The organism is Bacillus sp. B-jedd (assembly GCF_000821085.1).
GTDB lineage: Bacteria > Bacillota > Bacilli > Bacillales > Cytobacillaceae > Bacillus_D.
Window position 1 is genome coordinate 1805382 of record NZ_CCXR01000001.1, and the last position, 22724, is coordinate 1828105.

Below are 22724 nucleotides of genomic sequence, written 5' to 3' on the forward strand. Positions count from 1 at the left end.
ATAAGAACCGGCGCGCTTTTCTGCTCATATGGCTTTCTTAATTTTATTTAAATTATAAAACTTCCTGATGTTTTTGAAGGTGACCTTCAAAACGGAAAAGAGCGGAATCGCAATCAGGATCCCGATAAAGCCGTAAACCGAACCGGCAATCAGGAGGACAAAGATGACCGTGAGCGGATGCAAATTCAGTTTGCTTCCCATCACCCTTGGTGTGACAAGGTTTCCTTCAAGCTGCTGGACAACGAACATGACGAGCAGTACTTTGATGACGAGCATCGGGCTGTCCATTAACGCAATCATGACGGCTGGTAAAATACCGAGAATCGGGCCGAGAAAGGGAACGACTGCGACACTCATGGCAAAAAGGGCGAGAAGAAGCGCGTTATCCAGTCCAATCATCAAATAACCGGCATATAGCAGGATACCATCCGCAACCGCAATAATGAATTGGCCTACGATATAGGATGAAAGCGTTTTGTCAATGTCCCTTAGAATCTTTCTGCCTTCCTCCATCCGGTCATTCGGTAAATGCCTTAACAGAGTGGGCTGAAGCTTTTCCCCGTCCTTTAAGAGGTAAAAAACGATGAATGGCACGACGGCGAGGACGGTCACTGTACTAGCTAATGCCGTTATGACCGTGCCGATATTTTTTTCGGCGGCCTTAAAAAGTTCACCCGTAAAACTTCTAAGCTTGTTCTGGACATTATCCACTGATTGCTTCGCCTTCTCATTGTTTTTGACCATTTCTTTCGATTGATTGGTAAATTCAGAGACTTTTGCGGGAAGGTGTGTGGAGATTTCCTTAATCTGTTTCCCGATTGAAGGGCCTGCAAAATGGAAAAAGCCGTAGCCCATTCCAAACAACAGGGCAAACACCAGCAAGATGCTCGGCGTCCGGGGCATATATCTTGTGAAAAATCGCACTGGCGGCCTGAGAATATAGTAAAGGAAACCAGAAATCAATAAAGGGAAAAAGACACTTGCGATCAGTTTCTGAAAGGGCCATAAAAAGTAATCAATCTTCCCTAGAAGAAAAATAATCAATAATAGCAAAATTGCGGCAGTCGCATATCTGAAAAAAGGTTTTTCAATCCACATATAAATCCTCCATCTTCTCTCTATATATAAGCCTTTTTCCCTCAATAACCGCTTATGTAAACAAATCGGGATACAAACCCCGAGAACCTAACAATAATATGGGGGAAAAACCTGACTATAAATAGATTTTCATTCCAATCAGAAAAGGACCGTTTGGGCTGGGGGGGTTAGTTTTGCAAAAAGTGGTGTGCCTGCCGAAGTATCTTTATGAGGAAGTTAAAGAGGCATCTTTGTTTAATGTTTTAATTTAAGCGATTCTCACCCTGATAGAGGTAAAAGTAAGTGTGTATTAGTATGTTCCTTACTAAGCGAGTGGAAATGTAGAAAAGACAAACAAGCTTTTGGATAAATATGTTAAAGTTAAGAAGAGGTTATTAAACTATCGGATGTTGTAGAAGAGAGGTTCTATCATACATAGGTAAGAATCATTAGCGAGTTGAGGTTTTTCTTTCAAAAAAAGAAAATGGTTTTAAGTGCATGGGGGTGGGGAAGTGTGAAATTGAAAAAAATATTATTGATCATTTGTGTCGTATTGGTAGTTGGGGTCCCTTTGTTTTCGATATTATTTAGGGACGGTTTGATTCTAGATATGGCAGGTGTCCACCTTGATAGTCTCTTTACTAAGAAAGTAATAGTGGAGGAAAAATATATAAGGGTGGATAAAAATCAGAATAATGTCGCGGATCCACTAGACGTTGTAAATGCCGCAAGGAAAGAAGTGGAGAATCGAACACCATACAAGAGTGCTTATTATGAAGGAGGATATCCGCCAGACAGCGAAGGGGTATGCACCGATGTTATTTGGAGAGGATTGGCCGGAGCTGGTATAAATTTAAAAGATTTGATGGACCAGGATATTAAGGAGAATACCTCTTTATATCCACGTGTAGAGGGAAATCCTGATCCTCATATTGATTTCAGACGGGTTCCGAATCAGTATGTTTTTTTTCAGCGTTTTGCTGAATCCCTGACGACCGAATTAATTCCTAACGACCCCGACAATTTAGCGGAGTGGCAGCCAGGGGATATTGTGATTTATTTGGATGGTACGGATCACGCAGGCATCATTTCAAACAAACGGACAAAAGATGGAATCCCTTATTTAATTCATAACATTCCTCCCTTTGCATCCGAAATTAAACTAACTTCCTATCAACATCCAATTGCGGGCCATTATAGATGGAATTACTGATTTTAAAAAGGAATCTATAAACTACTAAATTTAGGATTGAGATAAAGTTAAAATTCCTTACTTCTTTATGGATTCTCATACACAACTATACACTCAGGGCTATTAATCTGCTCTGGGTTTTTTGTATGCTGATTTAACTATTAATACACAAGTCAATACTTAGGACATTTTTTGTCAAGGAACTGCCTATCCAATTTCGCAGAACAGTTAGTCCATTTCGTGGTGTTTTTTTGCAAAAAATTCACAAATTCAAGGATTGACTTTTAAACCTCCAGTGAATATAGTTATACACGTGAATAGTTAAACTGTTTAACTACTTTGGGGAAGGAGCGTGTGAATCCCATTGGAACAGCAAACCATCCAGCATCTGATCGACCGATATATCGCGGTTTCATTCACGGTTAATAAGAAAGCCGAAACAATGATCAAAGAACAAATCGGCAGTGACCTGACGAATGACCAGCATTATATGCTTCGCTACATCCGGCAAAAAGGGGAATGCACCTCAACGGAGCTGGCAGACGTTTTCGAAGTGAATAAAAGCGCCATCACGGCCATTGTGACGAGGCTTACAGAAAAGGGACTCGTCAAGCGGACGAGGAATGAAGAGGACCGCCGTGTTGTCTATTTAACACTGACCGAAGAGGGTATTGACCTTTTTGAAAATGCGGAACAGCGGATTTATGCACTGGTGGAATCAATCATAACGAAATTTGAACCAGATGAAATCACGGCATTCATTGATACGTATGAAAAATTGTCCGGGGTTTTGACAAAGCTTTCATGTAAACAACTGGGGGAATAAACAGATGAAACATATTTTGAAATATAAATGGCTCGTCATTGCCGCGTGGGCAGCCGTTCTCGCTTTGCTAGTGATGATTTCACCGAATATGGAAGCCCTCGTGCGGGAGAAGGGACAAATTACTGTACCTGATGGATATTCTTCCACGCTGGCAGGGAAAATTCTGAGTGACAGCCAGAAAGACGCGGGAACCGGGCATGAAACGCAGGTGGCCCTCGTTTTCCATAGTGACAAAAAACTGACTGACAGTGATTTTTCAGAAGCTGAAAAAGCCGTGAATAAACTGGAAGCTGAAAAAGAGAAGCTGGGCATCACCGAAATCATGTCCCACTTCAAAGAAAAATCGCTGAAAGACCAGCTCGTCTCGAAGGACGGAAAAACAATTCTTGTTTCAGTCAAAGTTGATATAAGGGACAGGGAGGCGGGCGACGTCACAAAAGCTTTATACAAAGCACTTGAGGGCGTAAAGCTCGACCATTATTACACCTCCAGCTGGATGATTGGTGATGACCTTGTCACCAACTCACAGGAAGGGCTGAAGAAAACGGAATCGATTACAGTTGTCTTCATCCTCGCCGTCCTGCTAATTGTGTTCCGGTCAGCGATGGCGCCTGTCATCCCGTTGATCGCAGTCGGGGTAAGCTATTTGGCGTCGCAGTCTATTGTCGCGATCCTTGTCGACAAGGCTGACTTCCCGCTCTCGACGTTTACCCAAATCTTCCTTGTGGCTGTCCTATTCGGAATCGGAACGGACTATTGCATTCTCTTGATGAGCCGCTTTAAAGAAGAACTTCAAAGGCATGACAATGCGGCGGATGCGGTAGTCACAACCTACAGGACCGCCGGTAAAACAGTATTTTTCAGCGCGCTGGCCGTCATGGTCGGGTTCGCGTCGATCGGTTTTTCCGAATTCGTCCTTTACCAATCCGCGGCGGCTGTGGCTGTCGGAGTCGGAGTCCTGATGCTTGCGCTCGTTACGGTTGTTCCGTTTTTCATGGCCATGTTCGGCAAGAAGCTGTTCTGGCCGGCAAAAGGGACGCTCGAGCATAAAGACAGTCGAATTTGGGCGGTAGCCGGAAAATTCGCGCTCGCCCGCCCGCTTATCGCACTGATCATCGTTCTCGGCATCTCGTTGCCATTCTTGTTTACTTACGATGGCAAACTTTCATTTAACTCTTTGGAGGAAATTGGTGACAGCTTCCATTCCATTAAGGCGTTCGACTTGATTGCTGACGGCTTTGGCCCAGGCGAATCAATGCCGGCGCAAATCGTCATTAAGAACGATGAGCCGATGGATAAAGCGGAATATCTTGCTGTTACAGATAAGATGAGCGAGGAGCTCGCGAAGGTTAAAAACGTGAAGACCGTCCGGTCGGTTACAAGGCCGACAGGGGAACCAATCAATGATTTGTATGTTTCCAGCCAGGCTAAAACGCTTGGGGATGGAATTGGAAAAGGTAACGATGGCATTAAACAGATCAGCGGCGGATTATCGGAAGCCGAAAAGCAGCTCGCTTCTTCCGGTCCGAAGCTAAAACAAACAACCGACGGCATTTCGAAGCTGATTTCAGGGACAAATGAACTGAAGTCGGGAATCGGCACCGTGCAGACAAACCTGAAAAAAATTGAAGACGGCATCCGCCAAGGCTCAGCCGGCTCTGGACAAATCCGCTCTGGACTTGCGGATGTGAAGAAGAATTCAGAACTGATTTTGGCCAATCAGAAGAAGCTGTTAGCAGGCTATAAAGACGCGGCTGCGGGTCTTGGCGAATTGCAGCAGGGCTATAAGGGAGTTGCCGGCGGCCTTGACCAGTTGAAGGGCAGATTGAATGCCGCAGCCGGCGCAATGGAGGAACTGGAGAAGAACCCAGCTGCTGCAGGCGCGCTTATGGATCCGAATTACCGGACGATAAAAGAAAATGTCCTTTACTCCCTCGGAATGATTACCGAACCAAATCAGGGACTTCAGGTTTCGCTGGCAAAATTGAATGGCGGTCTTGCGAAAGTCCAAAGTGGGGTAGGCACGGCCAATAACGGGCTGTCCGAATTGATTGCCGGACAGGAAAAGTTGGTCGCCGGTATGGAACAGCTAATTGCTGGACTTTCCACACAGCAAGCGGGGCTTAACCAGCTTGCGGACGGCCAGGGGCAAATTACAGCGAACATGCCGAAGTTCTCAAGCGGGCTATCCGGTATCAGCAGCGGCCAGCAGCAGTTGTTGTCAGGCTTCCAGCAGCTCGGCGGCCAAATGGGCGAGCTGACCGACGGCCTTGGCAAAAGCGCTAACGGTTTGAACGAAGTTGCCAAAGGACTTGAGCAGGCACAGAGTTATTTGGGCGATGTTTCAAAAGAGGAACGGACCGGCTTCTATATTCCGGAAGAAGTTTTGGCCAGCGGGGAATTCGACAGCGCGCTGGACGCTTATATGTCACCTGACCGCAAAGTAATGACAATGGATGTAGTCTTCAAGGTGAATCCATATTCCAATGAAGCAATCGACTCGATCCAGCCAATCAAGGATACCGTTAAACGGGTTGTGAAGGATACCGGCCTTGAGAATGCTGATGTTGCTGTCGGCGGTGTATCCAGCATGCACAGCGACCTTGACACCATTTCCGGGCAGGATTATTCAAGAACAGTCATCTTCATGCTGTCAGGTATTTTCCTGATTCTGTTACTGTTGTTCCGTTCAGTGATCATGCCGATTTATCTGATTGGTTCGCTCGTGCTGACATATTACACATCCATGGCGATTTCCGAATCAATTTTTGTCAATATTCTAGGATACACCGGCATAAGCTGGGCTGTTCCGTTCTTCGGGTTCGTCATCCTTGTTGCACTTGGCATCGACTACAGCATCTTCCTGATGGACCGGTTCCATGAGTTCAGGTCGATGCGTGTCGAGGATGCGATTCTCGAAGCGATGAAGAAGATGGGAACTGTCATCATGTCGGCGGCCGTCATCCTTGGCGGTACTTTCGCGGCAATGATGCCATCTGGCGTACTATCACTGCTGCAAATCGCGACCATTCTGATGATTGGCCTCGTGCTTTACTCGCTATTCATCCTTCCACTGTTTGTTCCGGTCATGGTGAAAACCTTCGGCCAGGCAAACTGGTGGCCGTTCAAGCGGAAAAGCGATTCCGTTATAGTTGAAAGAGGAGAAACATTCGGAAGTTAATCTTCGGCAAAATAACCGCCGCATCCAGGTTCATGGGTGCGGCGGTTTAAATTTGTCTGCACCTTGGACGTTGGAATAAGCAGCATCTTTGTTGGAAGGCGGGTTTCATTAACCGGCTTTTCGTTCATCAGGCGGGGAGGGCATGATGCCGAAGTGCCATCAATTCAATGACGTGCAAACTTTGCAAAGAGATGGGTTTTTTAAAGCCGGCCTTTCGTTCAAATAGCAGTTAAAGGCAGGTTGCCAAAGAGCTGCTAGGTTGGACCAGCAGGCACCCGATGGGGGACACAGCTTTTGATAACAGGCTTTTCGTTCGCTTAGGGGGATAATAAGGCGCTGTTTACGGTCTTAAATGTGACGGAATTTTGACAGCTTCCGATATAATTGAAAGGTTTGCGATATATGGTCGGAAGTTTGCGATATATCCAAAAATTTAGCGATATAATGAAAAAGTTAGCGATATATTTTTGGTCAGCCTCCAACACCCTCACTTCCACTCAATAATTATCCTTTTTGTGCCAAATCTTCACGTGTTGACAGCAAAATCCACACGTAGAAAGGGGTCAAATGACTTGGTTGTCCTAGAGAGAGCCATTCCGCACATAATTCCCATGATTGAAGCGCTTCTCAGGAGGTTAAAGCATAACCATCCGAAGAGAAAGGAGATCGAGGAATCATATCGGACCTATAAAGCGGGGTATAATGGTGAAAAATCGGTAGATTACTTCCTAAACTTCCTCGATGAAGAAAAATTTTTAATTTTCAAGGGGATCCGCCTACCAGACAAGGAATTTTATTTTCAAATTGATACGCTCCTCATAACACCATTCTTTGCACTTATTCTTGAAATCAAGAATTGGGGAGGGGACATTCATTTTGACAAGAATTTCTGCCAAGTAATTCAGGAAAGGGACGGGAAGACGTATAGCTACCAAAATCCAGTCTCGCAGGCATTGCTTCAAAAAATGCACCTCCAAGAGTGGTTCAGAAGAAATAAATTCCCCGATCTTCCAATAGAGTTCCTTGTTATCATGAGCAATACCTCATCCCGACTTAAGGCTGACACTGGTTATTATGAGGTTTTTCAAAATGTCATCCATTCGATTAGGCTATTAGAAAAAATCCCTGAGATTGAAAAGAAATACAAAAAAGAAGTTATCTGTGAAAAAGTCTTAAAAAAGCTTAAGAAAACGCTTCTGAAGCAGCATACCCCGCTTTGGCCCGACATTCTGAAAACCTTTTCCATCAGCCCCGAAGAAATCATTCCTGGAATCCTTTGTCCCAAGTGCAACACCTTTTCGATGAAAATTTATTATGGTAAAAGCCGATGTCCATTTTGCCAATCATACTCTGATCATCCTCTTATTCAGGCAGTAAACGACTGCTTCTTGCTCCGTTCCCACACATTAACTAACCAAGAAATTAGATCCTTCCTTAAAAGCGCAACATCTTCTCAAACGTATTTGATTTTGCAAAAAATGAACCTCCTAATAAAAGGGACAAATAAAGGCCGGACATACAGCCTGCCGGGAGATTACAATTTTGAAAACCGCTAATAACATTTATAGTTGCTGCCGAGTTGTAATTAAAAAAATGATGATACTGAACTTTCGGATTCGATGAAGTATAATTCCAACCCCACCATTCCTTAATAAGATTAACTTTGCCGTTTCGTGGTAAAAGGTCTGTATAGATTCATGGAACAGGAGATGAGATTATGCAGGAGCGGAATCCAGAGGAAAAAAACATGTACTTTGTTGATATTAAAACCGGCGAGATTACGATGGAGACGACACCGGAAACGACATTTACGATTATCGCGAATGAGGATGAAGTCCAGGATTTACGGGAGCTATTCGAGCAAAATTACGATGCGGATAAGCGAGGCTATTTGCGGGCACATGTGCCTTGGCAGCAATATCACACTTTTTCCGAAAATGAGAATGCTGACTATGATACATCCATTGAACTGATTTATGCGATGCTTTACAAGCTTGGTGATGGCGAAGCGAGGAAGCATATTGAGAGCATGGGTATTTTGAAAGAGCAGAACTACGATAATGAAGACTTCAAGTAATTCTTTTGAAAAAATAGCAAAACAAAAGCTGTTCCGCAATTTTGGGAACAGCTTTTTGTATGAATGATTATTTTACATATTCTCTGTAAAGTAACAATTACGTTACCAGCCGCGGCTGGCTCCGCCACCGCCGGAAGAACCGCCTCCGCCTCCGCGGGGACCGCCGCCTCCACCGCCTCCGCCGCCACGGCCAATCATGGACAGGATCAGGAACGTGAAGGTACCGCGGAAAAAAACCCAGTCAATGATTAATAATCCTACAACAATCATCATGACTAGCCAATCGGGCAGTCCGCCAGATTGAGCGGAGTCAGCTTCGCCGGATGGATTGCTTCCATCTACAGTACCCTCGCCAATGGCCTCATTGCCAACCGCCTGATAGGTTTTCATGACAGCCTGGTTCGGATTGCCGGCCTTAAGGGCAGGGATAGCATACGTATCAAGGATTCGGCCGACTTTTCCGTCTGGAAGGACTCCTTCAAGCCCATAGCCGACTTCAATCCTTACTTTCCTTTCCTCCATGGCGAGAACAATCAGCACGCCATTATCTTCCTGGGCACTTCCAAGCTTATACTTCCGGAATGCTTCGTTCGCATAGCCTTCAATATCTCGGCCGCCCATGGAAGGGACGGTCAGGACGGCCACCTGGGCGCCATTCGCCCTGTCTTCAATTTGCCTGCCCCAGCCAATAAGCTGCTGTTCTTCAGCAGGGGATAAGACGTCCGCGAAATCCTGGACATATATATCCCCCCGTGGAGCAGGAATTTTGTCATCAGCAGCGAAGGCCCCCGCGCTTCCACCTAATAGAAAAAGGACAATCAGCGCGAAAATGGAGGAGGCCTTAAGCAGTTTCATTACTCATTGCCCCCGAAGTCAACATTCGGTGCTTCCTGGGAACGTGGATCGGCCTTGAAATATTCCTTCTTATCAAATCCTGTTACCGCGGCGACAAGTGCACCCGGGAACCTCTTGACCTTTTTGTTATAGACTGCCACTTCGTCATTATAATCTTTGCGGGCAACGGCAATCCGGTTTTCTGTTCCCGCCAATTCATCCATCAGCTGACGGAATTGCGCATCGGCCTTAAGGTTTGGATAGTTCTCGACTACTACTAACAAACGGCTCAATGCATTTGAAAGGTCGGCGTTCGCAGTTGCTTCTTCTTGAGGCGACTTTGCGCCTGCCAGCCGAGCTCGTGCATCTGAAATCGCAGTGATCGTTTCTTTTTCATGAGCCGCATAACCCTTGACTGTATTCACCAGGTTCGGGATTAAATCAAGCCTTCTCTGCAGCTGGTTTTCAATTTGTGCATAAGATTGGTCAACATTTTCTTCAGCAGTTACAAATCCGTTGTAGCTTGACCCGAGCATAATGGCAAGTACAACGATAATCGCAATTATGATTAGTCCTGCTCCCTTAAAACCTCTTCCCATTCGTGTCACTCCTAACTAGTTCGATTATACGTGTATCTTCCCTCGTGAATTGGGGTTTTAAACCCTGGGCAAACCGGACGGCCGTCCGAGATGCCTACCGTTAATACGGATTAGCAGCTTTTAGGTTTCAAAAAAGAGCTATTTTTTTGCCGGATGCATATGATGGTACAAGACAGCCAAGCGGGAGTAAAATTAGCTGTTGCCATACAGCCTCGTTAATACTATAGTTAAAAGGGACGCATAGATTCGACAACATGAGTGAAACAAAGGGGGAGCGCCCGATGCAGCAGGTAATGGCGTTTATGAATGAATATGGCTATTGGTTCCTCTTCCTGGCAATGGCTACTGGAATGATTATCCTTCCTTTACCGCTGGAAGCAATCATGGGCTATTCCGGCTATTTATCATTTGAAGGTGATTTAAACTGGATTTCCTGTATACTTGCCGCAGCGGCTGGAACGTTCATCGGTATGCTCGTGAACTATTGGATCGGGATGAAGCTCGGGTATGGATTCTTCCTTAAATACGGCCACTATGTTCACCTAAAGCCGAAAACATTGGAGAATATGTCTAATTGGTTTAAAAAATACGGCAATAAACTGCTGATTATTATATTTTTCATCCCCGGAGCGCGCCATGCGATTGGTTTTTTCGCAGGCATAACCAAGTTCCCGCCGCGAGTGTATGTTATCTGCACAGCAATCGGATCCATCGTTTGGGCGGCACCGTTCGTCATTATCGGCAAAATGATCGGCCCGGGCTGGATGCTCTATCAGGAGCATGTGAAAACATTCTTGCTGAGTGCAAGTGCGATATTGCTGATCATCTTCCTCGTTTACTATTTTGCCAGCAAAAAAACACGATTTTCCGAATTTACCTGGTGGCTGAAAAGCAAGCTTTCGAAGCTGCTTCAATAGACTTGATCCACTTTAATAAGATATTGCCAATGCATCTGCAGCAGCGGATGCATTTTTGCGTTCATATGGGGATAATTCATTGCTCGCAAAATTTTATTTCTGAGCCATCTATGCTTAAATAAGAAATAGGTAGAAGTGGAAAGGAATGGTTATCGTGCGGAACCGGACAGTGAAAAGTTGGACGATTATTTCTGCTTGTTTTCTCATATTATGGCTCGTCGGTCTTATTTGGGCAGTCGGAGATTATTATGCCGGGAGACCATCAGAGCCCGAGATAAGCGTACCGGAAAAAGAAACAGCCGGCAAATCAGAAAAGGAATTGCACATTGTCGCCATGGGAGATTCATTGACGAGAGGAACCGGGGACGCAGCCGGGAGGGGATATGTTGGCTATCTTGTCGACAGCCTGAAAGACCGTTCCAAAGAAGATGTTAGGCTAGTGAACCTTGGAATTAACGGGCAAAGGTCCGCGCAGCTTGCCGAACAGGCGAAAAAGCAGGAAATCAAGCGCCAGCTCGGACAGGCTGATATTGTCCTCATTACGATTGGCGGAAACGATTTGTTTCGCGGAGGGCAGGGGTTGGCAGATTTTGACAAACAAAAGCCCGAAGAACTCGAAACAGCGTATCTTGCTAATGTGAAAAACACCTTAACGGAAATAAGGGAAGCCAATAAAGACGCGACCATTTATTTCATCGGGCTCTACAACCCATTCATTGAATTTTCGGAAGGCAAGGAAATCTCGGCCATTATCAGGCATTGGAATTATGCCTCTGCCGAATTGGCCGCGAATTATAAAAAAGTCATTTTCGTTCCGACATTCGATTTATTTGAAATGAATGTGAACGATTATCTATATACAGATAAATTCCACCCGAATACTAAAGGCTACAAGCTCATTGCCGACCGAGTCGCTTCGCTCGTAGCCTGGAAGGGGAAAGATTGATGTCTGCTATCACATTGTCTGTGAAAGACTTACGAAAAAGGATTGGCAAAAAAGAAATTATCAAAGGCATTTCGTTTGAATTACATAAAGGAGAAGTTTTCGGTTTCCTCGGCCCGAACGGAGCAGGAAAGACTACGACGATCAGGATGCTGGTCGGACTGATCAAGCCTACTTCGGGCAGTGTCTCGGTATGCGGTTATGATTTGAAAAAAGACTTTTCAAAAGCGATGGCGAGCCTTGGCTGCATTGTCGAAAACCCCGAACTGTACCCTTACTTATCAGGCTGGGATAACCTCGCCCATTTTGCGCGGATGCTCGATGGGGTTTCGGATGAGCGAATCAGCGAAGTGACACAACTTGTCGGGCTGACCGAGCGAATCCACGACCGGGTCAAGACGTATTCGCTTGGGATGAGGCAAAGGCTCGGAATAGCCCAGGCGCTGCTTGGAAACCCAAGTGTCCTCATTTTGGACGAGCCGACAAACGGCCTCGACCCAGCGGGAATCAGGGAGATGAGGGAGTTTATCCGTTACCTCGCCGAGAAGGAAGGGCTGAGTGTACTTGTATCAAGCCACTTGCTGAGTGAAATCCAGCTGCTTTGCGACAGGGTAGCGATTATTTCCAAAGGAAGGGTCATTAAGACGGACACGGTTTCTGTTTTGCTCGGAAACCGCGAAAGAATGATTTGGAAACTCGAACCTCTGGATTTAGGCAAAAAAATCCTCGGCGGCATGACGGGAATTGAAACCAAAGAAGATGGCGCGATATTAACCGAATACAGTCCGGAAAAAGCAGCCGATTGGAACAGGAAACTAGTGGAAGCCGGCGTATCGGTCATGGAAATGAACCGGAAACTGCCTGTACTGGAAGATTTGTTCCTTGAACTGACCGGGGGTGACACGATTGATTAAGCTTGTCCACAATGAAATGCTGAAGCTTCTCGCCAAGAAACGTCTTCTCGTCATCGCGGCCATCATCGCTGTTCTGGTAGCCTTGTTTACATACGCCCAGCTCCGTCAGATCGAAACGCAACGGGAGAGAATGGGCACGTCAGATTGGAAAACCATCCTTCAGCAGCAAATCATTGATACCCAAAACAGGCTGTCATCTAGCAGGATTAGCGAAGAGTGGAAGAAGCAACTGCAAATCAGCCTTCAGCAGCAGCAGTATTATCTTGACTATAACATCAATCCGTCCGAACCGGGCGCGCCAACATTCATGAGGATGTTTATTGAAAACTCGATTGATCTTTTCCTTCCATTAATGGTCATGGTCATTGCGAGCGACCTTGTATCGTCAGAACATAGCCTCGGATCGATTAAACTGCTTTTAACGAGGCCAGTGAGGCGATGGCGGGTTTTGATGAGCAAATATTTAACCTTGTGTCTTGCTGTATCCGTCATTGTCGCGATGATGGGCTTTCTGTCCTACGTCATTTCAGGCCTTGTGTTTGGCTATAAAGGCTGGGGAGCACCAGTTTTGACCGGGTTTTCCGCTTCAGGAAGCACATTGGATACGTCGGGGGTGAAGCTTGTCGCGCAGTGGAATTATTTACTGATGGAATTCGGGCTTGTCTGGTTTGTTGCCATTGTAGTTGGCACCTTGTCATTTATGCTGTCCGTTTTAATCAGGAGCACTGCCGCCGGCATGGGAATCATGCTTGCCGCGTTGATCTCGGGCGCTATTTTAAGCAATATGGTTTCGTCCTGGGAGTCCGCAAAGTATTTCTTTATGGTCAATCTTCGGCTGACAGATTATATGAATGGCACCGCGCCTCCAATTGAAGGGATGACGTTGTCTTTTTCACTCGCTGTTCTTTTACTTTGGTGGGCGGCCGCATTATTTGTTTCTTTTTATGTTTTTATTAAAAAGGATGTATACTAGAGCTTTTTTGCAAAAATCGACACTTCCTGCTTTTTCCACGGTTATCCTGACTCTTTTAAGGAAAAATACAGTAGTCAGAACGTATTGGAAAGGCAGGGCACATGATGGCACAAGTATTATATATTACCGCGCATCCGCATGATGACACGGTATCTTACAGCATGGCGGTAGGGAAGGCGTTTATTGATGAATATCGGGAAGCAAATCCGGAAGATGAGGTCATTTATCTGGATTTATATAAGGAAGATATTCCCGAAATCGATGCCGATGTTTTTAGTGGCTGGGGTAAACTCCGTTCAGGCTCGTCCTTTGATGATTTATCAGAGGAAGAAAAACGGAAAGTAAGAAGACTTAGTGACTTGACGGACCAATTTGTCGCTGCTGATAAATATGTGTTCGTGACACCTTTATGGAACTTTTCCTTCCCGCCGGTCATGAAAGCCTATATCGATTCCGTCTGTACCGCCGGCAAAACTTTCAAGTACACAGAAAAAGGGCCAATCGGGCTTTTGACAGACAAAAAAGCACTCCATATCCAGGCCCGCGGAGGCATCTATTCAGAAGGACCCGCGGCAGCCATGGAAATGGGCCACCGCTACATTGGCACCATCATGCAATTCTTCGGTGTCCCGTCCTTCCAAGGGCTCTTCGTCGAAGGTCACAACCAATTTCCCGACAAAGCCCAGCAAATCAAACAAGACGCCATCGACCGGGCAAAAGACGTGGCAAAAAGTTTTTAAAGAAGCAGGGGACGGTTCCAGTGCCTAATTGGCATTCGAATCGTCCTCTTTTATAATTAAATCTAATGCACTTTGATAATGTTTATTGAATTTTCTTATGACTCCTTTTCGCTTATACTTGAGATAAATTAGTATTCGAAAGGGGTATTTTTTATGTCTTTTGCAATAAAGCGTATTGATCATGTCCAGATTGCGGCACCAAAAGGCAAGGAAACAGAGGCACGTGAATTTTACAGTGGTCTTTTAGGTTTCGAGGAAATCGAAAAGCCGCCAGTATTAAAAGCGCGGGGCGGCGCCTGGTTCAGGTCTGGTGATGTACAAGTGCATATTGGAGTGGAAGAACCTTTTTCTCCGGCTAAAAAAGCCCATCCTGCCTTTGAGGTGAAAGGTCTTGAGGCGTTGAGGGAGCAGCTTAAAAAGAATGGCGTTCACGTCATTGATGATGATAACCTCCCTGGCGCCACCAGGTTTTACGCATTTGATCCGTTTGGAAACCGGCTAGAATTCCTTCAATGGCAATAATGGCAAAAAGTTTTATTCCAAAAGCACCACGTAAATAAAAAAACCGGAATGGCTCGAGGAACCATCCCGGGTTTTTTAGAGTCTCTAGATAATCTCCACTGCTTCACGTTTCCGTTCAAATTTAACAGCAACGAGCAGGAAGGATAGGCCGGCAGCGAGCCTGACTGCGGATGTGATCGCCATAGCAGAAAACATGCCGAGCTGGCTGAGTAAATAAACACCGAATTGCGGAGCGATAAATCCGATGATTGAAAGGACGAATTGATAATTTGCGATATACATAGACCTATTCGTTTCAGGCGCGGCTTTTAATAGCTGGTTGAACAGAAGGAGATTCGTTCCCGACACAAACAGGCCAATCCAGAGGTTCAGAGCTGTCAAATAATATAAGTTCGTCGATAAGATCGTCAGGATGGGCGCAGTGGCCATCCCCGCAGCTGCGACAAACAATCCCATCGTATTCCCGTATTTATCTGCGGCTCTGGCCCACCATTTCATGCTAATAATTTGCGCAAGCTGGTTAGTAACAGAGAAAAAGCTGAACCAAAGGGCAGTCGCATTCGCTTCCCTGATATGATAGATGCTGAACAACGACCAGGCCATCTGGGCGCCAAAATTAAACAGAACCGCGCAAACGATAAAAGCCAGGTAAGGCTTGTGGCGCAAAACGTCTAGCGAAAACCTTCGTTTCTGTGGCTTTTTTTGCCCACTCACCCTGATATTCCTGCCATCTTCATGTTTGTATAAATAGTAAACTTCGACTATGGCAAAAAGAAAACCTACCCCTAGCAAGATCTGAAAAGGGAAAGCATTACTTTTATCAAATTGCTGCAAATAAAAGCCTGTCAGGAAGGTAAGGGCCATCGCAGCCGCTGTCATCCACTGGTTTCGCGTACTGAAAAAGGCGCCTCTTCTTTTTTCCGGGATAAGATCGGCAATCAGTGTCTGCCATGATAAACCCGCCAAGGCTCCCGGAAAGTTGAGGGCGGCGATAAGGAAGACGAGAACCCATGGGGCAATACTTGAATTCAGGAAAGGGATGAATAAAATCAGCATAAACATGAACCTCGTCGCAAAGGTAGTCAGGACGGCGAAATTCTTTTTGTTTTTTTCCTTATTTAGCCAAACAGCACCTGGAATAAGGGCGAGCATCCCGACGATGGATGGAAGTGAAGTAATCATCCCCATCTGCTCATTCGTTGCCCCTAAAACGCTTAATGCGAAAAGGGGGATATATCCATTAACAGCGGTTGTTGAGAAGGTTGAAGCAAGGCCATGATAGAGGCTGATTCTTTCCGTTTGATTATGTTTCAATCTCGTTGATCTCCATTCGTTTTTAGTCACGAAACGGATTGTATAATGCCGCTTTTTGAAAAGCAATACAAGCGGAAAAAAACAGTTAAATCTTCATGCGTTCTGCTTTGAGAACGTATGTAAATATGCTTAAAAAGTATGATCAATTATTGAACATGCTTTAGGCAAAAGGGAAAACCCTTCCTTTCGGGAAGGAAGGGTTGGGGGATACATCCAAAGCGGCCCGGAAGGAGAATGGGGGAAGGCCGCCTTAGATGGAACGAATATTTCTAGATATATAACAGGCTGGTTTGTTGGGGGAACATCCCGGCCATTGTTAATTGGTTGATTGTTGTTGCTTTCTTGCCACTTTGATCGGTTCCTGTTTAACAAAAACCGTCTGTTTTAGAATAAGGGAAGGGCCGCCAAGAACGAATAAATAGCGGTTTTCAATAACCCTTTTCATGATGGCCGCAAACCAGCCGGACATCCTGAAGCTGCCTACCTTGCCGACCGCGGTTTTGTCGCCGATAGAAGCGACCGAACCTTTGTGATGGTATTCAAACGTTTTTAAATCTGTTCTCCTGATCAAAGAAACGATATTTTGCCCGCATATATCCGCCTGCTGCATGGCAACCTGCGCGGTTGGAGGCAGGGCGGTTTTTTCATCCTTCATGAACAAGGCGCAATCGCCGATGCAAAAGATATTATCGAATCCTTTTACTCTAAGGTCTTTTTCAACCGGCACTTTGCCACGGACAAGCGGAAGCCCGAATTTCTCCAGAATGGAGTTTGCCTTCACTCCGCATGACCAGATTAATGTCCGGCAAGGCAAATTCACTCCGCCTTCAAGCTGGATCGATTCCTCAGTACAAGAAAGTATCTTTGTGGACGTAAGAATCTCTATTTGATGCTTTTCCATGATTTTCGATGTATAGGCAATCAGCTCTTCACCTAAGAAAGGAATAAGTGAATCAGCTGCTTCAATACCAACGATTTTCACTTTTTCAAAAGGTACTTCGTATTCCTTGCATAGCCGGGGAAGTCCTTCAGCAAGCTCGCCGAGCATTTCAATTCCGGTGAAGCCGCCGCCCGCAACAGCGAATGTAAGTCTTGAAGGGTCTCCATCTTCCTTGTAGAGAGACAACTGTTTGATGATTTGATGGTGGATTGCCTTGGAACTGCGGAAACTTCTGATTTCAAATGCGTGCTCCCTGATTCCTGGTATTCCAAAAGTAGCTACTTCAAATCCCAATGAAATAACGAGGTAATCATAGGGAATTTCATCACCTGATTCAAGCTGGACCACCTGTTGGGCAGAATCTACATTCGTAACTGCGCCTACTATGAAAGACGTTTTTTGATTGTCTATCAGGCAGGGAATGGATAATGCAATCTTCCTGTCACATGCTGTGCCAACTCCGACTTTATGTAATTGAGTTGTGATGTAATGGTATTCATGTTTATTGATGAGGGTAATATTCGCCTCTCCACCCCGCAAAATTTTTTCTATTTTCTTAGTGGTTATGAGGCCGCCGTAGCCTGCTCCGAGAATCACAATATTTGGTTTCCGCATTATTCATCCGCTCCCATAATATCTGCTATTCTGTGAATTTTTTCACATTCATATCTAAAAAAATAAACCGTTCTTCTATATGTGAATTATTTCACATTATTTATAGTTATAGATTAAACCACTTTAAATAATTTGACAAGACCTTTTTTGCTTTTTTAACATATTTACACAATTCCTGGGGAGAGTAGTAAGCAGATGTTTTGCCAAAAATGTATTGGAGGGATTTTTATGTTCCGTTTAATGACTGGGCTCGTGCTCTTTTTACTGATCATTCCTGGGTTTGCCGCGGCAAACGGTACTTTTGAAAATAGCCGCCCAAATGTGATCGATGCATCCAAGTGTGGAAAGGGAAGCTGTGGCCATTACGAGGTCCACCGGGAGCTCAAAGAAGCAGAAATCCTTACATGGGTTGAGAAATTTACACCCGAGCAGGCAGCGGAGTGGAAAGCGATGTTTGTTGAACGAAAAGGGCTGGAGGCAAAGTGGCTTAGTCCGGAGATGAAGGATAAGCGAGAGGCCTGGAAAAAAGAACGGGTTAAAAGGCTTGCGGAAATTAAAGAATTAAAAAAACAATGGGCAGAAGGAAAAATGACGAGGGAAGAATATGTGGAACAAGCATATGAAAAAATGAAACGCGGTAATGAGAAGGCAATGAGAGGGCATGCGATTTACTTCAGGATTAAGGAAGCGGTAGAGAATAATGATGCGAAGGAAGCAGGCAGCCTATTGAATGAACTGCTGGAATTCCACAGGCAGCATAATGAAAAATTAAAAGCAAGGATCGAAAAATAAGCCGGTTTGCCTTTAAATAGGCGAACCGGCTTTTTATAATTGTTGAAGAGGGTATTTAAATGGAATGCCGGCAACTTGTTTATACGAATAATTCTGCCTTTCATAGCCGCCATTTGCCGGTTCGAAAATAATTTTATTGCAAAATCTTGATTGTTCAAAAGATGAGTAGCCGATCACTGAGGCATATCGTTGCACGCTATGGCGGCTTCCTGCTCTGACTGAAAATGACAGTTTTATAGCAATTCCTCCCCATTCCAGGCACGTCCCTAAATAGTTTACCTGGTAGTTTTCGAATGATAGCTAATGACAGCGGTTTCCCATCTTGTTCTCTTTTCCCCATTTAAAAAAGAAAAAACCGAAAAACTTGTAGTTTTTCGTTTTTTTTCCGGACGCTTCTATATTTAAAGAGGTTTTTCTGAGTAAGCTTCAAGCGCATATTTAATTGCGGCCGCCGCCTGGTCGGCTTGCGTATAGTCAGAAACAATCTGGCATTCGAGCTTCGTAACCTGAAAGAGTTTCAATTCCCTTGAATACCTCAGGGAAAGAAGCCTCCGGTCTTCCAGTGTGAATACATGAGTGACATCTGATCCAATATAGGGAACTTCTTTCAGTTCCTCGGCCATGTGACGAATTTGTGCAACTTCCATTTGTCCCAACCCCTTTTCCTTTGATCTCCAAAAACCCTTGGCAAACCGGTTGGAAATAAATCAACAATGGCCTCCGAACTTGTCTTCACTCCCATCATAACAGAGTACGACTGTGATCCGGGTGCTGTGGCTCAATCTTAATAAAAGTAAAGTGATTGTAACCCCAAAAAACAGTTCGTATACGATTAGATTCGCTCAAAAAGACAAAAGCTGCCGTAGGAATAAGTTGGCAGCCGATTCTAAAGTTGATGAAATTTTAGTATTCTACTTCATTATACAGCATTTATAGTAAAAATCCAATAAAAATTGTTAGAAGAGTTTGAATTTACGTATTTCCCAACTCCTATTGACCCATGAATATAAGCGCTTAGAGAGGGTATAAAGTAATACTTAGTTAAAGACATTTTTGAGACAAGGTGTGGTTTTATGAAGTTTAGAAGGTTTTTAGTCGTAGGGATTATCTTTATTGGTATTGCAGTTACCGCTTATGCAGTCTATGCCAACTATGGGAAGGATCGCGGCAGCGAGTCATTTATTATGGCGTTTGGCGATTCTCTGACATACGGCCAAGGGGACAGGAAAGAGCAAGGATACGTTGGGAAGCTTGAAAGGGAGCTCAATAAAAAGTACCCGGAAAGAAAATTCATCGTTGAAAATCATGGCGTGAAGGGGCGGGAATCCGCCGGAGTTCTCAAGGAACTGGCCATTCCAAGCACAGCGGTTAAATTAAAAAAAGCGGATTATTTTATTTTATATATTGGAACAAATGATCTCATCAACAGTAACGGGGGCAATTTGAAAAAAATTGATAAGGCAAGGATCGAGAAGGGGAAAGAGCGATATTTTCGGAATGTCAAAATGATTCTCGACATCCTTAGAAAATCCAACTCGGAAGCGCCGATTCTCGTTATTGGGCTTTACAATCCTTTTCCTGAAGGAGGAGACAAGATTGAGCCTCTGTTTGACGAATGGAACAAAGCGACAATCGAACTCCTGAAATCAGAGCGGAACGTCACCTATATTCCGACAAATGATTTGTTCAAAGGAAAAGAAAAAAAGCAGTATTTTAGTGACGCCCTGCATTTAAACAAGAATGGATATGAATTGCTTGAGGAAAGAATTTTGCAGGAATACTCATTTGGAAATAATAAATAATTTGATTCCAGGCAAGTAAAACGTAAAATAGAAGTATAAAACGACACTTGTACTGGAGAAGACAATGAAATTTGCTAAGAAAATTGCGGCCGTCGCTTCCGTTGCGGCGGTTTTGCTTTTAATCTGGAGAGCACTTGGCTACCCGGGGTTTGACGATGGCAAGGACGCACCGATGCCGACAGGGTTGCATCCTGTTGTTGCTGAAAAGGCGGGCGAGCTAATTAGGATTGCCGCCGAAAAGGGGATCACCATTCAGTTGGTGGAAGATTTCCGAAGCATTGAATCCCAAAATCAATTATTTGCAAAAGGCCGTACCGAGCCGGGGAATATTGTCACGTACGCTCAAGGTGGGGAATCTTACCATAATTATGGGCTTGCGGTCGATTTTGCTTTGAAGGGGCCCAACGGCAGCCTTATATGGGACCGGAGTTATGATATGAATGGAAACAGCAAGGGAGATTGGGGAGAAGTGGCTTCAATCGCTAAAAGTCTTGGTTTTGAGTGGGGCGGGGACTGGGAAAACTTTAAAGATTATCCCCACCTCCAGATGTCTTTCGGCCTTTCCATTAGCGACTTGCAGCGTGGCAAAAGGCCGCCGGGCAGCCAGTAGCGAAACAGTTTCCAACATGGACAAGAGAACAGCCGCGCATTTTACAGGGCGGCTGTTCTTTTTAGGATATTATCTCGTTTTATCAATCGTATTATTAAATTCGCTGGCAAGCTTTTCTTTCGCTCCGCCATACTTTTCCTTTAAAGTACCTTTGCCTTTGTCGATGTTACCTTCTGCCTCAAGCGATTCGTTTCCGGAAACTTTCCCCGCGGCCCGTTTCGCTTCTCCTTTTAGCTGATCCCATGTGCCTTTAGATTCTTCATTATTCATTGTTGCAGCCTCCTTTGTTTATTCTGGCTTTACTTTTCTTTACCCTTTTAAGCAAAAATAAAACCGATCCAGAAAAGGACCGGTTTTTTTGGTCAGAACTTTGCTTTGCCAAAGAGTAAATGAAACAGGGCACTTTAGGAGGCAAAATCAGTTTTCGTTTTCAATGAGGCTTTCATCCAGTTTTTCCCTTCAACAAGACGCGATACGAGCATGCCGCACACCGTATTCCCGGTTGAATTCAGCAGCGTTGCCGGAGCGTCGATAATCGTTGAAATGACTGCGATAATTGGCAATACTTCAGGCGGGAAGCCGAAGACGCTGATAATGAGCATTTCTCCAATCATGCCGCCTCCTGGGATTGCACCCATAACGGCGCCGACAAGGAAAGAAACGGCGAGAATGCTTACGATGCTTGAAAGGCTCGTCATATCCTTGCCAAATAGGCCGAACAGGAAGACGATTTTCAAAACGCCGCCGAACACGGAACCGTCTTTATGTGTGTTTGCCCCAAGCGGGATAACCGTTTCAGCAATATCCTTTGGTACGCCCATTTTTCTTACCGCCTCAAGGTTTACAGGAATGCAGGCGGCACTTGAACATGTGGCGATTGCTGTGACGGAAGGCGTGATGACGTTTTTCCAGTAAACCTTCACTCCGGTTGAACCGCCGGCAATAAAAGCATAAAGGGTGAAAAATCCGAAATAGTACACGATAGACAAGCCAAGATACAACAGGAATGTCCGCAAGTAGCCTTCCAGGATTTGCGGGCCAAGTTCACCGATGACTGCTGCAAAATAAGCACCAAGCCCGATTGGCGCATAATACATGATGATTTTTACAGTTTTCATCATGACTTCAGAACCAGAGGCAAGGAACGAAGCGATTGGCTTGCCGCGATCGCCGGCCATGGCTGTAGCCAATCCGAAAATAACAGAGAAAACAATTAACTGTAGCATGTTGCTTCTAGAGAACAGATTAGCGAAATCAGGTACAGAGACTGTAGCCACGAGTTGCGCTGCAAGTGAAGGAGGCTCTGTTTGATCCTGGGCTTCTGTGCTCTCCATCAAATTTTTCACCGACGAAATATCAGTGCCTTCAAGCGGGTTGACGATCGTCGTTCCGATGAATCCAACAACCGCGGAAATGGCAGCCGTGATGAAAAAGACAAGGAAAATGCTGCCCATGATCTTGCCGAGACGCTTCATGCCGCTCATATTGGCAATTGCGGATGCAATGCTAAAAAATACTAGTGGAACAATGATCGTAAACATAAGATTAAGGAATAAATCCCCGAGCGGTTTGACAACCGCGGCATCCGTGCCGAAAATCAGCCCTGCGGCGCCGCCGACAACTAAGGCCGCTAGCAAAATGACGGATGTTTTATAGCTTTTAAGAATGGAAACCATCTGACAACCCTTCCTTTAATAACAAAAATAATAGTAATCATAAGGCCTGCAAGCGATGCTGTAAAGACATTTTTAATAAAGTTGTATATCTTTATAGGTTGAAATAAAAATTGGTATCCACACAGGAACATTGTGGTTGATTTCCGCTCCGGGCATTTCGCTTTCCGCGGGGCGTCAGTG

General features: G+C 44.9%; 22 protein-coding genes. 14 read left to right on the plus strand and 8 right to left on the minus strand.

What is annotated here, in order from left to right; all coding sequences use genetic code 11:
* Nucleotides 1-24: 24 nt before the first annotated feature.
* Nucleotides 25-1098 carry an AI-2E family transporter gene (locus BN1002_RS08790; protein WP_048824628.1) on the minus strand — a complete coding sequence of 358 codons (1074 nt, stop codon included), beginning with the start codon at nucleotides 1096-1098 and terminating at the stop codon, nucleotides 25-27.
* Nucleotides 1099-1591: 493 nt separating this feature from the next.
* Between BN1002_RS08790 and BN1002_RS08795 the strand changes: the two genes are divergently transcribed.
* The 5 genes from BN1002_RS08795 (at nucleotide 1592) to BN1002_RS08815 (ending at nucleotide 8353) form a co-directional block, all read left to right on the plus strand.
* Entirely contained in the window at nucleotides 1592-2290 is a 699-nt protein-coding gene (locus BN1002_RS08795; RefSeq protein WP_231575003.1) for a DUF1287 domain-containing protein, read from the plus strand.
* A 343-nt stretch (nucleotides 2291-2633) separates the two neighbouring features.
* Nucleotides 2634-3095, plus strand: coding sequence for a MarR family winged helix-turn-helix transcriptional regulator (locus tag BN1002_RS08800; protein WP_048824630.1), 462 nt, complete (start codon nucleotides 2634-2636; stop codon nucleotides 3093-3095).
* Nucleotides 3096-3099: 4 nt separating this feature from the next.
* Complete coding sequence (locus BN1002_RS08805) at nucleotides 3100-6276, plus strand: MMPL/RND family transporter (RefSeq protein ID WP_048824631.1); 3177 nt, start codon at nucleotides 3100-3102, stop codon at nucleotides 6274-6276.
* A gap of 572 nt (nucleotides 6277-6848) precedes the next feature.
* Nucleotides 6849-7832: a nuclease-related domain-containing protein gene (locus BN1002_RS08810; RefSeq protein ID WP_048824632.1), complete on the plus strand. Its 984-nt coding sequence runs from the start codon at nucleotides 6849-6851 to the stop codon at nucleotides 7830-7832.
* A gap of 161 nt (nucleotides 7833-7993) precedes the next feature.
* Entirely contained in the window at nucleotides 7994-8353 is a 360-nt protein-coding gene (locus tag BN1002_RS08815; RefSeq protein WP_048824634.1) for a hypothetical protein, read from the plus strand.
* Nucleotides 8354-8455: 102 nt separating this feature from the next.
* On the opposite strand, the gene BN1002_RS08820 is transcribed toward BN1002_RS08815, so the two are convergent.
* On the minus strand, nucleotides 8456-9208 hold the full coding sequence (locus BN1002_RS08820; protein WP_048824636.1) for a TPM domain-containing protein: 753 nt from the start codon (nucleotides 9206-9208) through the stop codon (nucleotides 8456-8458).
* Nucleotides 9208-9786, minus strand: coding sequence for a LemA family protein (locus BN1002_RS08825; protein ID WP_048824638.1), 579 nt, complete (start codon nucleotides 9784-9786; stop codon nucleotides 9208-9210). The genes BN1002_RS08820 and BN1002_RS08825 overlap by 1 nt, the downstream gene beginning before the upstream one ends.
* A gap of 281 nt (nucleotides 9787-10067) precedes the next feature.
* Here BN1002_RS08825 and BN1002_RS08830 point away from each other — a divergent pair, with 281 nt between their 5' ends.
* From BN1002_RS08830 to BN1002_RS08855, 6 genes are all read left to right on the plus strand, one after another.
* Nucleotides 10068-10703, plus strand: a complete 636-nt coding sequence (locus BN1002_RS08830; protein ID WP_048824640.1) for a DedA family protein — start codon at nucleotides 10068-10070, stop codon at nucleotides 10701-10703.
* A gap of 145 nt (nucleotides 10704-10848) precedes the next feature.
* Nucleotides 10849-11649: an SGNH/GDSL hydrolase family protein gene (locus BN1002_RS08835; RefSeq protein ID WP_048824641.1), complete on the plus strand. Its 801-nt coding sequence runs from the start codon at nucleotides 10849-10851 to the stop codon at nucleotides 11647-11649.
* Complete coding sequence (locus BN1002_RS08840) at nucleotides 11649-12560, plus strand: ABC transporter ATP-binding protein (RefSeq protein WP_048824642.1); 912 nt, start codon at nucleotides 11649-11651, stop codon at nucleotides 12558-12560. The genes BN1002_RS08835 and BN1002_RS08840 overlap by 1 nt, the downstream gene beginning before the upstream one ends.
* On the plus strand, nucleotides 12553-13533 hold the full coding sequence (locus BN1002_RS08845) for an ABC transporter permease (protein ID WP_048824643.1): 981 nt from the start codon (nucleotides 12553-12555) through the stop codon (nucleotides 13531-13533). The genes BN1002_RS08840 and BN1002_RS08845 overlap by 8 nt, the downstream gene beginning before the upstream one ends.
* A 104-nt stretch (nucleotides 13534-13637) precedes the next feature.
* Entirely contained in the window at nucleotides 13638-14273 is a 636-nt protein-coding gene (locus tag BN1002_RS08850; RefSeq protein WP_048824644.1) for an FMN-dependent NADH-azoreductase, read from the plus strand.
* Between the two features lie 153 nt (nucleotides 14274-14426).
* On the plus strand, nucleotides 14427-14795 hold the full coding sequence (locus tag BN1002_RS08855) for a VOC family protein (protein WP_048824645.1): 369 nt from the start codon (nucleotides 14427-14429) through the stop codon (nucleotides 14793-14795).
* 84 nt (nucleotides 14796-14879) lie between these two features.
* On the opposite strand, the gene BN1002_RS08860 is transcribed toward BN1002_RS08855, so the two are convergent.
* Entirely contained in the window at nucleotides 14880-16109 is a 1230-nt protein-coding gene (locus BN1002_RS08860; protein WP_048824646.1) for an MFS transporter, read from the minus strand.
* 316 nt (nucleotides 16110-16425) lie between these two features.
* Nucleotides 16426-17664 (minus strand): NAD(P)/FAD-dependent oxidoreductase, encoded by a 1239-nt coding sequence (locus BN1002_RS08865; RefSeq protein ID WP_048824647.1) that lies wholly within the window; start codon nucleotides 17662-17664, stop codon nucleotides 16426-16428.
* Nucleotides 17665-17892: 228 nt separating this feature from the next.
* Between BN1002_RS08865 and BN1002_RS08870 the strand changes: the two genes are divergently transcribed.
* On the plus strand, nucleotides 17893-18456 hold the full coding sequence (locus tag BN1002_RS08870) for a hypothetical protein (protein ID WP_048824648.1): 564 nt from the start codon (nucleotides 17893-17895) through the stop codon (nucleotides 18454-18456).
* A 401-nt stretch (nucleotides 18457-18857) separates the two neighbouring features.
* Here BN1002_RS08870 and BN1002_RS08875 read toward each other — a convergent pair whose 3' ends face one another.
* A complete protein-coding gene (locus BN1002_RS08875; protein WP_048824649.1) occupies nucleotides 18858-19103 on the minus strand; it encodes a hypothetical protein in 246 nt (81 codons plus the stop codon).
* 426 nt (nucleotides 19104-19529) lie between these two features.
* Here BN1002_RS08875 and BN1002_RS08880 point away from each other — a divergent pair, with 426 nt between their 5' ends.
* Entirely contained in the window at nucleotides 19530-20258 is a 729-nt protein-coding gene (locus BN1002_RS08880) for a GDSL-type esterase/lipase family protein (protein ID WP_048824650.1), read from the plus strand.
* A gap of 64 nt (nucleotides 20259-20322) precedes the next feature.
* Nucleotides 20323-20868 carry a M15 family metallopeptidase gene (locus BN1002_RS08885; RefSeq protein WP_052445627.1) on the plus strand — a complete coding sequence of 182 codons (546 nt, stop codon included), beginning with the start codon at nucleotides 20323-20325 and terminating at the stop codon, nucleotides 20866-20868.
* A gap of 69 nt (nucleotides 20869-20937) precedes the next feature.
* On the opposite strand, the gene BN1002_RS08890 is transcribed toward BN1002_RS08885, so the two are convergent.
* Together BN1002_RS08890 and BN1002_RS08895 are read right to left on the minus strand one after the other, a co-directional pair.
* Entirely contained in the window at nucleotides 20938-21138 is a 201-nt protein-coding gene (locus BN1002_RS08890) for a CsbD family protein (protein ID WP_048824651.1), read from the minus strand.
* A 134-nt stretch (nucleotides 21139-21272) separates the two neighbouring features.
* Entirely contained in the window at nucleotides 21273-22544 is a 1272-nt protein-coding gene (locus BN1002_RS08895; RefSeq protein ID WP_048824652.1) for a dicarboxylate/amino acid:cation symporter, read from the minus strand.
* Nucleotides 22545-22724: the final 180 nt, after the last annotated feature.